The sequence below is a fragment of the Pelovirga terrestris genome (genome assembly GCF_014773365.1).
Classification (GTDB): Bacteria; Desulfobacterota; Desulfuromonadia; order Desulfuromonadales; family Geopsychrobacteraceae; genus Pelovirga; species Pelovirga terrestris.
On the sequence record NZ_JACWUN010000016.1, the window covers coordinates 53,891 to 65,803 of the forward strand.

General features: G+C 54.4%; 12 protein-coding genes. 11 read left to right on the top strand and 1 reads right to left on the bottom strand.

Features of this window, described 5'->3' with window-relative positions; all coding sequences use genetic code 11:
* Positions 1 to 3: 3 nt before the first annotated feature.
* The 11 genes from argB to ICT70_RS12745 all read left to right on the top strand — a co-directional run bounded on the left by argB (position 4) and on the right by ICT70_RS12745 (position 10,303).
* A complete protein-coding gene (gene argB / locus ICT70_RS12695; RefSeq protein ID WP_191157213.1) occupies positions 4 to 891 on the top strand; it encodes an acetylglutamate kinase in 888 nt (295 codons plus the stop codon).
* On the top strand, positions 891 to 2,105 hold the full coding sequence (locus ICT70_RS12700) for an acetylornithine transaminase (RefSeq protein WP_191157215.1): 1,215 nt from the start codon (positions 891 to 893) through the stop codon (positions 2,103 to 2,105). Before argB ends, ICT70_RS12700 begins: the two co-directional genes overlap by 1 nt.
* Positions 2,102 to 3,013 carry an ornithine carbamoyltransferase gene (argF, locus tag ICT70_RS12705; protein ID WP_191157217.1) on the top strand — a complete coding sequence of 304 codons (912 nt, stop codon included), beginning with the start codon at positions 2,102 to 2,104 and terminating at the stop codon, positions 3,011 to 3,013. Before ICT70_RS12700 ends, argF begins: the two co-directional genes overlap by 4 nt.
* A 4-nt stretch (positions 3,014 to 3,017) precedes the next feature.
* Positions 3,018 to 3,755 (top strand): RDD family protein, encoded by a 738-nt coding sequence (locus tag ICT70_RS12710; RefSeq protein ID WP_191157219.1) that lies wholly within the window; start codon positions 3,018 to 3,020, stop codon positions 3,753 to 3,755.
* Between the two features lie 43 nt (positions 3,756 to 3,798).
* Positions 3,799 to 5,019, top strand: coding sequence for an argininosuccinate synthase (locus ICT70_RS12715; protein WP_191157221.1), 1,221 nt, complete (start codon positions 3,799 to 3,801; stop codon positions 5,017 to 5,019).
* A 115-nt stretch (positions 5,020 to 5,134) separates the two neighbouring features.
* Positions 5,135 to 6,511, top strand: a complete 1,377-nt coding sequence (argH, locus tag ICT70_RS12720; RefSeq protein ID WP_191157223.1) for an argininosuccinate lyase — start codon at positions 5,135 to 5,137, stop codon at positions 6,509 to 6,511.
* Positions 6,511 to 6,669, top strand: a complete 159-nt coding sequence (gene lptM, locus ICT70_RS12725) for an LPS translocon maturation chaperone LptM (protein ID WP_191157226.1) — start codon at positions 6,511 to 6,513, stop codon at positions 6,667 to 6,669. The genes argH and lptM overlap by 1 nt, the downstream gene beginning before the upstream one ends.
* Before the next feature lie 106 nt (positions 6,670 to 6,775).
* A complete protein-coding gene (gene dapA / locus ICT70_RS12730) occupies positions 6,776 to 7,651 on the top strand; it encodes a 4-hydroxy-tetrahydrodipicolinate synthase (protein ID WP_191157228.1) in 876 nt (291 codons plus the stop codon).
* 25 nt (positions 7,652 to 7,676) lie between these two features.
* Positions 7,677 to 8,480, top strand: a complete 804-nt coding sequence (gene dapB, locus ICT70_RS12735) for a 4-hydroxy-tetrahydrodipicolinate reductase (protein ID WP_191157278.1) — start codon at positions 7,677 to 7,679, stop codon at positions 8,478 to 8,480.
* A 50-nt stretch (positions 8,481 to 8,530) separates the two neighbouring features.
* Positions 8,531 to 9,766 carry an LL-diaminopimelate aminotransferase gene (locus ICT70_RS12740; RefSeq protein ID WP_191157230.1) on the top strand — a complete coding sequence of 412 codons (1,236 nt, stop codon included), beginning with the start codon at positions 8,531 to 8,533 and terminating at the stop codon, positions 9,764 to 9,766.
* A 36-nt stretch (positions 9,767 to 9,802) separates the two neighbouring features.
* Complete coding sequence (locus ICT70_RS12745; protein WP_191157232.1) at positions 9,803 to 10,303, top strand: ferritin-like domain-containing protein; 501 nt, start codon at positions 9,803 to 9,805, stop codon at positions 10,301 to 10,303.
* Between the two features lie 81 nt (positions 10,304 to 10,384).
* Here ICT70_RS12745 and ICT70_RS12750 read toward each other — a convergent pair whose 3' ends face one another.
* Positions 10,385 to 11,764 (bottom strand): alpha/beta fold hydrolase, encoded by a 1,380-nt coding sequence (locus tag ICT70_RS12750; protein WP_191157234.1) that lies wholly within the window; start codon positions 11,762 to 11,764, stop codon positions 10,385 to 10,387.
* Positions 11,765 to 11,913: the final 149 nt, after the last annotated feature.

Here is an 11,913-nt window from a genome sequence, read left to right on the forward strand (position 1 = left end):
GTAATGCAAGAATTGATAGCCAAAGCCAACGTTCTGATGGAGGCCCTGCCGTGGATTCGGCGTTTTTACGGCACCTCCATCGTCATCAAATACGGTGGCCATGCCATGGTCGATGAACGTTTAAGAGAAGAATTTGCCCGCGACATTATTCTGATGAAATATATCGGTCTCAACCCCGTGGTGATCCACGGTGGCGGACCGCAGATCGGCAAGGTCCTGGAGGCGATGAATATCCAGAGCCATTTTGTCCAGGGGATGCGGGTCACCGACAGCGCCACCATGGATGTGGTGGAAATGGTGCTCGGCGGCAAGGTCAATAAAGAGATTGTCACCAATATCAACCGTCACGGCGGCAAGGCCGTCGGCATTACCGGTAAGGATGGTGGCCTGATCCGCGCCCGCAAGATGGAAATGACCGCGGTCAATCCCGACTCCCTGACCCCGGAGATCATCGATATCGGCATGGTTGGTGAAGTCGAGGAGGTCAACCCGGCGATTATCGAAGCCCTTGAAAAAAACAACTTCATTCCGGTGATCGCTCCGATTGGCGGCGGACTCGAAGGCGAAACCTATAACATCAACGCTGATCTGGTAGCAGGCAAGATCGCCGGCGCCTTAAAAGCGGAAAAGCTGATTCTGCTCACCGATGTGGAAGGGGTTAAGGACAAGGATGGACGCCTTATTTCTACCATTGATATCCGGCGTGTACCTGATTTGATCAACAACGGCACCATTTCCGGCGGCATGATTCCCAAGGTTAACTGTTGCGTCGAAGCGATCGAAGCAGGGGTAGGCAAAACCCATATTGTCGATGGGCGCATGGAGCATGCCTGTCTGCTGGAAATCTTCACCGACAAGGGGATCGGCACTGCGGTAGCGAGGTATAAATAATGACGTCAACCCAACAATGGATTGATCAGGGGCTGACCACTGTTGCCGGGACGTACGGGCGCTACCCACTGGTGGCAGTGCGGGGCGAAGGCTGCCGGTTGATCGACAACGATGGCAAGCAGTACCTCGACTTTCTCGCCGGTGTTGCCGTTAATAACCTCGGCCATTGTCATCCGGCGGTGGTCGCCGCCATTCGTGAACAGGCCGGCACCCTGATACACTGCTCCAACTTTTATCACATCCCGACCCAGATCGAACTGTCACGTCTGCTGTGCGAGAGTTCCTTCGGCAACCGCGTCTTTTTCTGTAATTCCGGCGCTGAAGCCAACGAGGCCGCACTTAAGCTGGCACGCAAATGGAGCGGTGACAAGTTCGGTCCCCAGCGCCACGAAATTATCTCTGCTACCGCCTCTTTTCATGGGCGGACCCTGGCAACCGTCAGCGCTACCGGTCAGGAAAAAGTCCAGGCAGGTTTTGCCCCGCTGCTCCCCGGCTTCAAACACGTTGCCTTTGGAGACATTGAGGCCCTGCGCCAGGCGGTTGGGCCAAACACCTGCGCTGTCATGCTCGAGCCAATCCAGGGCGAAGGGGGCATTCGTATTCCACCACCCGGCTACCTCAAAGCGGTTCGCGAACTCTGTAACGACCACCAGCTGTTGTTGATACTCGACGAAATCCAGACCGGTCTGGGACGTACCGGCACCCTGTTTGCCTATCAGCAGGAAGACATCGAGCCCGACGTGATGACCCTGGCCAAGGCTCTTGGCGGCGGGGTTCCGATTGGCGCCATGGTTGCTCGTGATCCCTATTCCGACGTCCTCGGATCGGGCACCCACGGCTCAACCTTCGGCGGCAATCCCCTGGCCACCGCTGCGGCTATTGCAGCGTTTAATGAGCTGAACAACCCGGAATTGCTGCATCAGTGTCGCGCAACCGGGACCTTTTTCATGGCTCAACTCGAACAACTCAAAGGACGTCACCCGCTTATCCTGGGCGTTCGCGGTCGCGGGCTGATGATCGGAGTCGAACTGGGCTGCGAAGGGGCTCCGATTGTCAACAAGGCCCTGGAGCGCGGTCTTTTGATCAACTGTACCGCCGGCAATGTGTTACGTTTTGTCCCACCGCTGATTGTCAGCCATGCCGAGATCAGTCAACTGATCGACATTCTGGATTCTATTTTCAGTGAACATAATGCAGGAGTAACAACCGCATGAAAAAAGATTTTCTCTCCCTCTCCGACTGGTCATTAGCCGACCTTGAGGGCATATTTGCCCTGACCCGTGAGCTGAAAACCAAACAGCAGCAGCGTATACCTCATCGCCTGCTGGAGGGGAAAACCCTGGCGATGATCTTCGAAAAAAGTTCCACCCGTACCCGGGTCTCCTTCGAGGCCGGTATGTTTCAACTGGGTGGTCATGCCCTGTTTCTCCATTCCGGCAATACCCAGATGGGGCGCGGCGAACCGATCCGCGACAGTGCCAAGGTGATGGCGCGCTACTGCGACGGCGTGATGATCCGCACTTTTGCCCATTCCATTGTTGAAGAATTTGCTGCCCATAGCAGTGTGCCGATCATTAATGGTCTGACCGACCTGAACCACCCCTGTCAATTGATGGCCGATCTCTTTACCGTCAGCGAACATCGCCCCAATTACCGCCAACTGGTTTATTGCTGGATCGGCGATGGCAATAATATGGCTAACAGCTGGATCAATGCTGCCTCAGTGTTCGGCTTTGAACTGCGGATTGCCACCCCGCCCGGTTATGGACCTGATCCCGGGATTGTCGACCAGGCTCTTAAGGCCGGGGCGCGACTGATCCTGACCAACGATCCTCGCGAAGCGGCAGCCGGCGCTGACATTCTCAACACCGATGTCTGGGCCAGCATGGGGCAGGAGGAGGAACAACAGATCCGCGCCAAAGCGTTTGCCGACTTCCAGATCAACAGCGAGTTGCTGAGCAGCGCAAACCAGGATGCTCTGGTGATGCATTGCCTGCCTGCTCACCGCGACGAAGAAATCACCAACGAAGTGATGGAAGGGCCTCAATCGATCATCTTTGACGAGGCGGAAAACCGTCTCCACGTACAGAAGGCCATCATGGCCACCTTGATGGCGGATTAACATCATGAAATTAACCTGTCCCCACTGTGAATACAGCCGCTCCATCGATCCCGAACAAATCCCACCGGGAACGGTCAGAGTCAAATGTCCCTTGTGTACCAAAGCCTTTGATCTGCCGCAGCCACAGGATCAGCAGGAGAAAAACGCACCTGTCAGCGACAGCGAACCGGTCGGTGCTGCCGAGCAACCGCAAACGCCACGGCAACAGACCACAGATCCCTCGCCGGTGACTCCACCGCAGCCACCGGAAGAGATCCAGACCGAGACCCCACCGCGGCCGCCCATGCCCGGGGTATACTCTAATCCGATGGATGCGGTGCCCAAAGCGACCTTCTGGATGCGTGCCGTGGCCACCCTGGTAGATGCTGCCATTGTTTTCGGCCTACAGATGATCCTTGGCGGACTGCTGGCCCTCGCCGGCACCGTGACCGTGGTTGGCAATGATGGCGGCGCCGGCGAAACCGCTTTTATCGTCCACTTTTTCAGTTACCTGATCAGCTTTACCTATTACATCTTTTTCACCGGCTATTGCGGGCAGACCCCCGGCAAGATGGTCCTGCGTATCAAGGTAGTTCGTCAGGACGGCTCCCCGATCAGCTATGGACGTGCGGCTTTTCGTGAAGTCCCGGCGAAGTTTCTTTCCGGCATTATTTTCGGCGTCGGCTATCTGATGGTAATTTTTGACGACCAGAAACGCGCCCTGCATGATCGCATGTCCGACACCTACGTTATCAAATTATAGCGGTGGAACCTTCCACCCTTTTTCACGCACAGGAGTATCTACAATGAGCAAAAAAGGACAGGTTAAAAAAGCGGTTCTGGCTTATTCGGGGGGCCTTGACACCTCCATCATTCTCAAGTGGCTGGTAGAGGAATACGGCTGCGAAGTCGTTGCCTATTGCGCCGATCTTGGTCAGGGGGAAGAGCTTGATCATGTCCCGGAGAAAGCCAAAAAAACCGGCGCATCTTCCTGCCATATCGTCGATTTGAAAGAAGAGTTTGCCCGCGATTTTGTTTTCCCCATGTTCCGTGCCAACGCCATCTACGAGGGCCGTTACTTCCTCGGGACCTCAATTGCCCGCCCGCTGATTTCCAAGGCGCAGATGGAGATTGCTGCCAAAGAAGGAGCCGACGCTGTTTCCCATGGTGCCACCGGCAAGGGCAATGACCAGGTGCGTTTTGAAATTTCCTATTATCACTTTGATCCGGCGATCAAGGTCATCGCTCCCTGGCGTGAATGGGATATGAAGAGCCGTACCGCACTGGAAGCATACGCCAAAAAACACGGCATCGAAGTGCCGACCAGCAAAAAGTTCCCCTGGAGTTCCGACCGCAACTTGCTTCACATCTCCTTTGAAGGGGATATCCTGGAGAACCCCTGGGCCGAAGCTCCGGAGGAGATGTACGTGCTGACCGTACGCCCGGAAGATGCACCCGATCAGCCGGAATTTGTCGACATCGAGTTTGAAAAAGGGGATGCTGTCGCGGTTAATGGTGAGCGCCTCTCACCGGCCAAGCTGATGGCCAAACTCAATGAACTGGGCGGCAAGCACGGCATCGGCCGCGTCGATCTGATGGAAAATCGCTATGTCGGCATGAAGAGCCGCGGCGTCTATGAAACCCCCGGCGGTACCATCCTCGAAGAGGCCCACCGGGCGGTGGAGTCGATCACCATGGACCGCGAAGTCATGCACCTGCGCGACTCCCTGGTACCGCGCTATGCCGCCATGATCTACAACGGCTACTGGTTCGCTCCTGAGCGTCTGGCCCTGCAGGCCCTGATCGATAATACCCAGCAGACCGTCAACGGCAAGGCGCGGATCAAGCTCTACAAAGGACACTGCCGTGTTGTCGGCCGCGATTCAGCCACTGACAGTCTGTTCAATGTCGACTTTGCTACCTTTGAGGCCGATGAGGTCTACAACCAGGCCGATGCAGAAGGCTTCATCAAACTCAATGCCTTGCGTTTGCGCATTGCCGCCATTCAGCGGTCAGCTAAAAAATAATAAGTCACGTTGCCACCAAGGCACCAAGGACTCCAAGAAAACCAAATGGGATTGCCCCCTTGGTGCGCTTGGTGCCTTGGTGGCTGAGTTTTTGTCCAGCAAGAAAGAGTGAAAAATGAGCAGCAAACTATGGGGTGGTCGTTTCACCCAACCGACGGATAAATTCGTGGAAGAATTTACGGCATCGATTGAATTCGATCAGCGTCTGTATCGCTACGATATTCAGGGTTCAAAGGCCCACGCCGAGATGCTCGGCCGCCAGGAGATTATTGCTGTCGATGAAGCGCAGCAGATCATCGCCGGCCTTGACGCGATCCTTGCCGAGATTGAGGCCGGCAAGATGGAATTTTCCGTTGCCCTCGAAGACATCCACATGAACATCGAGGCGCGGTTGATCGAACGGATTGGTCCGGTCGGTGGCAAACTACACACCGGTCGCAGCCGCAACGACCAGGTGGCGCTCGATATCCGCCTCTATCTGCGGGATGAAATTGACACGATTCTGGTCTATCTGGGCAAACTTGAGCAATCGCTGATCCACCAGGCGCAGAACCATCTGGATGTCATCATGCCCGGCTATACCCATCTGCAAACCGCCCAGCCGGTACTCTACAGCCATCACCTGCTCGCCTATCGTGAGATGATCGCCCGTGATACCAGCCGCCTGCAGGATCTGCGCAAGCGCTTTAATGTTCTACCCCTGGGCGCGGGTGCTTTGGCCGGCACCACCTTCCCTATCGACCGTGAGTGGGTGGCACAGCAGCTGGACTTTGACGGGGTAACGCGCAACAGCCTCGACAGCGTATCTGATCGCGACTTTGCCATCGAGTTCTGTGCTGTTGCCGGAATCCTGATGATGCACCTGTCGCGGCTATCGGAAGAACTGATCCTCTGGTCGAGCGCCGATTTCAACTTTATTGAACTGTCGGATGCTTTTTGTACCGGCAGTTCGATCATGCCACAAAAGAAAAATCCAGATGTACCGGAACTGGTGCGCGGCAAAACCGGCCGGGTTTACGGCAACCTGATCGCCCTCTTGACCCTGATGAAATCCCTGCCGCTGGCCTATAACAAGGATATGCAGGAAGACAAGGAACCCCTGTTCGATACCATCGACACGGTCAAAGGAAGTTTGAAGGTATTTGCTGACATGATCGCCCAGATGCGGGTCAAAGGCGACAATATGCGCATTGCGGCAGCGCGGGGATTTTCTACCGCAACCGATGTTGCTGATTACTGTGTGCGCAAAGGGATGCCCTTCCGTCAAGCCCACGAAGTGGTGGGCAAGACGGTGCGCTATTGCGTGGAGACCGGCAAGGATATCCCTGAGTTGACCCTGGAAGAATTTCGCAGTTTTTCTGATGTGATCGACCAGGATATTTATGATTTTGTCACGTTAGAAGCCTCGGTCAACGCCCGCAAGGCCATCGGCGGCACCGCCCGCACGGCGGTGGAGCGGGAACTGGCACGACTGAACAACGAGGCTGTCTGATGCGCATTCAATCCATCCTGATTCTGATCATCACGGCTCTGCTCCTGTCAGCCTGCGGCAAAAAAGGGCCGGTTCGCCCAATCACCAACATCGCGGTTGAACAGCCGGCTGCGATCCCTGGGGCAGCAACAAACGAGTCGGAAGAAAAGCCTAACTAATTGTTTTTTAGGTTTTTTATTGTTCTGTCAAGGGCTGCCACCCTTTACTTTAAGCGGACAGTATGTTAGCAATAGCGCCTTGCACTTATCTTTTTGGGAGGAGAATATGTTTCACGGATCAATGACCGCCATCATCACCCCCTTCGATCAACAGGGGAACGTTGATGAGGAAAGCTATCGCCAACTGATCGAATTCCAGATCGACAACGGCACCGATGTGATCGTCCCCTGTGGGACGACCGGTGAGTCCGCGACCCTCAACTATCATGAACACAATCGGGTGATCGATATCTGCATAGAGCAGGTCAACAAACGGGTCCCGGTTGTTGCCGGTACCGGCTCCAACTCCACCGCCGAGGCGATTGAGATCTCACGCCATGCCAAAGAAGCCGGCGCTGACGGTTTGCTGCTGGTATCCCCCTACTACAACAAACCATCCCAGGAAGGGATCTTCCAACACTATAAGGCGCTGGCCGAGCAGGTTGCCCTGCCGCAGATCCTTTACAATGTGCCGGGCCGTACCGGCAGCAACATGACTGCTGCGACCACCATCCGCCTGGCTGAATTCAAGCAGATTGTCGCCATTAAAGAAGCCTCAGGTGATGTTACCCAGGCCAGCGAAATTATTGCCAAAGCCGGGGACAAGATCGATGTGTTATCAGGAGATGACTTCCTGGCTCTGCCGCTGATGGCCTGTGGCGCCAAAGGGGTGATTTCCGTATCTGCCAACATTATTCCCAGGCAGGTCAAGCAGATGGTCGTGGCCGCGCAGGAAAACCGCTGGGACGATGCCAGAAAACTACACCTGCAACTGCTTGATGTCCATCAGGCCATGTTCATTGAAGCCAACCCGGTACCAGTCAAAACCGCCGCTTCGTTGATGGGGAAATGTCGTCCCGGGGTGCGACTGCCACTGGTTGATCTGCAACCGGAAAACCTGACCAGGCTAAAAGCGGTGCTGAGCAAGCACCAGCTGATTTGAACCGTTTAGTAACGCAAGGAAAATTATCATGAATGTTGCCATTATCGGCGCTGCCGGACGCATGGGCACCCGCCTGATCCACGCGGTGTGCGAAACCAAGGGACTGACCCTGTCAACGGCGGTAGAGCGGGATGGGCACCCCCAACTGGGGATGGATGCCGGTCTGATTGCCGGCGCAGGTGAACTTGGGGTCCCCTTAACCAGCGACCTTGATGCCGCCGTTGCTGCGGCCGACGTTCTCATCGACTTTACCTTCCCCGAAGTGACCCTGAATAATCTGGCGGTCTGCGCCCGCCACGGCAAGATGCTGGTCAGCGGTTCTACCGGTTTTACCCCCGAGCAGAAACACCAGGTCGAGGAGTTTGCCAAAACAATTCCGGTGGTGCTGGCGCCCAACATGAGCATCGGCGTCAATGCCTGTTTCAAGCTGCTCAAAGAAGCGGCCAGGATTCTTGGGGATGATTTCGATGTCGAAGTTGTCGAACTGCACCACAACAGGAAAAAAGACTCCCCTTCCGGCACGGCAGTACGGATGGGCGAAGTGGTGGCCGAAGTCCTCGGGCGCGACTACAATCAGGTTGCCAATTACCACCGTGAAGGAATGTGCGGTGAACGCACCCACGCCGAAATCGGCATGCAGACCGTACGTGGCGGTGATATCGTCGGTGAACACACGGTCTATTTTATCGGCATGGGAGAACGCATCGAGATCAGCCACCGCGCCATGAGCCGCGACATGTTCGCCCGCGGCGCTGCCCGCGCCTGTGTCTGGCTGCAAGGCCAACCGCCGGGTCTGTATGATATGCAGGATGTGCTGGGGCTGAGCTAAGACAATCATTTCATTCTATTTGAATAGTTACCAAGGAGATGTAGAGAAAAATGGCACGTATCAACGATCACTATCTGAAACTTAAAGCCGGCTATCTGTTCCCTGAAATTGGTCGCCGTGTCACTGAATTCACCAAAGCCAACCCGCAAGCCAAGGTTATTCGCTTAGGGATAGGCGATGTCACCCGTCCCCTCGCGCCGGCGGTTATTCAAGCTTTTCATCAGGCCATTGATGATCTTGGCACAACAGAAAACTTTGCCGGTTACGGTCCGGAGCAAGGCTATGAATGGCTGTCACAGGTGATTATCGATAAAAGCTACAAACCCTTAGGTGTTGAGCTGACCACTAACGAAATCTTCATTTCTGACGGTTCCAAGTGTGACTGTGCCAATATCCTTGACATCTTTGCCCTGGACAATGTTGTTGCCATTGGCGATCCGGTCTATCCGGTCTACAACGACACCAACGTCATGGTGGGACGCACCGGTGAGGCTGATGAAAAAGGCTACTATAAAGGGATTGTCTACATGCCCTTTACCGCCGACAATAACTTTATCCCTGATCTCCCCAAAGAAGAGGTCGATATTATCTACCTGTGTTATCCTAACAACCCAACCGGCACTGTAGCCTCCAAGGAAGAGCTGAAAAAATGGGTCGATTACGCCCGTGCGAATGATGCCGTGATCTTCTTTGATGCCGCCTACGAAGCCTTTATCACCACCCCCGGCATTCCTCACTCCATCTATGAGATTGAGGGCGCTAAGGAATGCGCCATTGAATTCCGCTCCTTTTCTAAAACCGCCGGGTTTACCGGGGTGCGCTGTGGCCTGGTCGTAGTCCCGGAGCAGTTAACCGGAACAACCGCAAGCGGTGAGAAGTACAACCTCAACAGGCTCTGGAAGCGGCGCGTTACAACCAAGTTCAACGGAGCCTCCTATCCGGTCCAACGCGCTGCCGCAGCGGTGTATTCGGATGAAGGATGGCAGCAGACCCGTGACATCATCGCTTATTACATGAAAAATGCCCGGATCATCCGGGAAGGGCTGCAGGCCGCCGGGGTTGAATGCTACGGCGGCGTCGATGCTCCCTATATCTGGTTAAAAACACCGAAAGGGATGAACAGTTGGGAGTTTTTTGATAAACTCTTGAACGAATGCCATGTTGTCGGCACCCCGGGTAGCGGTTTTGGCCCCAGCGGTGAAGGTTATTTCCGCCTTTCTGCTTTTGGTGAACGCAGTAATGTTGAAACCGCCGTACAACGGATTCGTAACACCTGGGGCAAGTAAGTAAGTCCCTTGACAACCAACTAAGGAGATTCTGTTATGCATGAAAAAAGCATCGTTTTACTGAACCAGGCCGTGGCCGAAGAAGTGACTGCACTGCACCAGTATATGTATTTTCACTTTCACTGCGACGATCAGGGCTATGACCTGCTCGCCGGGCTGTTCAAAAAAATCGCCATTGAAGAAATGATGCATGTTGAAAACCTGGCCGAGCGCATCCTCTTTTTGGGCGGCGACGTCGAGATGAAGGCATCTCAAGATGTGAAAAAGATCACGAAGGTTGAGGAAATGCTGCAACTGGCCAAGGCGATGGAAGAGCAGAGTGCCCTTGACTACAACCGCTGGGCCAACGAATGTGGCAACCATGCTGATTCGGTATCAAAAAGATTGTTTGAGCAGTTAGTAGTCGATGAAGAGCGCCATTACGACAATTATGATGACGAAATCGAAAACCTCAACCGCTTCGGCAAGGAATATCTGGCCCTGCAATCCATCGAACGCAGTAAAGCCCGCGGTAACGCAGCTGGTACCGCACAATAACCAATACAACAAGGCACCCACTTTGGTGGGTGCCTTGTCCATTTCAGATCTCAAATCTGAGATTACAGATCTGCCTCCCTATTAGAAACTTTCCCCCTGACCCAGCCCCCGACTCAATTGCAAGGATATCAGCTGACCATTGAGTCGCTTAATCGAGCTGGAAAACAGGATAGACGATGGATTACCCACCGCCATCACCGCCAGCGGGGTCTCTAAAAAACGCCCCCCGGCAAGGTCAATACGGCTCTGGTCCATCTGCATGCCGATCCGCCCCTTGATATCGACCCCGGTCAGGGTCAGGGTAGAACGAAGGGTCTGGACAGCTATACCCTGAGCGTCATTACCCAGCAGCGACCGTTCTATCGTCACCTGTGAATCGCTCGTTATCAATTGAGCAACCTGGGCATCATGGATCAGCACGTCACTGCAGTTATCAATCTGTAATGTAGCAAAGTTACCGCTAAAAACCCGCCCCCGTTGCTGATCACAAACAGCATCAACCGGTTCAACCGGCGTAGCAAGAGGAGCACTATCGGGCTTATTGTCAAGCAACGCTTGTTGTAAGGCGCCCATGAACCGCTGTGGGTCCTCATTCATCGGGATATGATCAAGGCCATAAAGCAACCTGAGGCGACTGTCCGTTAAGTTCCAGTCAAGAATCGTGGCAATGCGTAGCGGTGCAATCTGATCCTGATCCCCCCAGATTAACCAGGTCGGAGTCGTTATCCGTGGCAACAACAGGGAAAAATCGCTCTGCACCAGGGCCAGCGCAGCAATCCGAGCGGGATCACCGGCGAGGAACTTTTCCCGCGCTGCGGCGTTTACCAGGAGCAGATCAGGATCCAGAGGAACGCGTGCGGTTTTTTCCAACACCAGTCCGGCAATCCGCCCCAGTGTTGATTCCACCGTTGTTGAAAAAAAAGGCAGATCCAGGTTGATCAGATCGCGGACCAGGTTCTGGCTGACGGCAAGACGGTGAAGCGTTCCTACAGCATCGACAAGAATCAAACGCTCAAGCCGTCCGCTATGGCGCGCAGCAACATGCAGCGAAATAGCTCCCCCCAGGGAATGGCCGACCAGGTAGACCGGCTTGCCGGGATGGCGGTCCAGCAGCCAGTGGGCAAACTCGGCGTAGTTGGCGGGAGAATAGAGCTGATTTGCTTTGCTGGAACGACCAAAGCCGGGGAGATCAGGGGCAATGACGTGGAAACTCTCAGCCAACTCGGCAACAAACGGCTCCCAGATATCGGAAGCTCCATCCCCCAAACCATGCACCAGTAGCAGAATATCCTGATGTTCACTACCTGCTTCACGCAGGAAAAAGTGACCGTTAAATATCGGCTCCTGCAGCAGTTGCTCCTGCTGCCAGGGAGACTGCGCCGGTGCACTGATTGTCAGACCAGGCCAGCCCAGCAACATCAGGACAACGACAGCGGATATCCGCATTGTGCTACAAATCATGAACACCTTACCTAAACTCACCGGGAGAACTGCATTGATACCCTACTGGAATTCTTTTAAAAAATACAGTTACGTAGGGCCGATAAGCTGATTTTGATAACAAGTACATTTTCATCTACTGGAAAAAACTATCTTCAATATTATACAAA

Bases quoted from the DNA above. Each gene is read 5' to 3' on its own strand.
- ICT70_RS12745 (WP_191157232.1), top strand. From the start codon at position 9,803: ATGCATGAAAAAAGCATCGTTTTACTGAACCAGGCCGTGGCCGAAGAA.
- lptM (WP_191157226.1), top strand. From the start codon at position 6,511: ATGCGCATTCAATCCATCCTGATTCTGATCATCACGGCTCTGCTCCTG.
- ICT70_RS12710 (WP_191157219.1), top strand. From the start codon at position 3,018: ATGAAATTAACCTGTCCCCACTGTGAATACAGCCGCTCCATCGATCCC.
- ICT70_RS12740 (WP_191157230.1), top strand. From the start codon at position 8,531: ATGGCACGTATCAACGATCACTATCTGAAACTTAAAGCCGGCTATCTG.
- dapA (WP_191157228.1), top strand. From the start codon at position 6,776: ATGTTTCACGGATCAATGACCGCCATCATCACCCCCTTCGATCAACAG.
- ICT70_RS12700 (WP_191157215.1), top strand. From the start codon at position 891: ATGACGTCAACCCAACAATGGATTGATCAGGGGCTGACCACTGTTGCC.
- ICT70_RS12750 (WP_191157234.1), bottom strand. From the start codon at position 11,764: ATGATTTGTAGCACAATGCGGATATCCGCTGTCGTTGTCCTGATGTTG.
- argH (WP_191157223.1), top strand. From the start codon at position 5,135: ATGAGCAGCAAACTATGGGGTGGTCGTTTCACCCAACCGACGGATAAA.
- argB (WP_191157213.1), top strand. From the start codon at position 4: ATGCAAGAATTGATAGCCAAAGCCAACGTTCTGATGGAGGCCCTGCCG.
- ICT70_RS12715 (WP_191157221.1), top strand. From the start codon at position 3,799: ATGAGCAAAAAAGGACAGGTTAAAAAAGCGGTTCTGGCTTATTCGGGG.
- argF (WP_191157217.1), top strand. From the start codon at position 2,102: ATGAAAAAAGATTTTCTCTCCCTCTCCGACTGGTCATTAGCCGACCTT.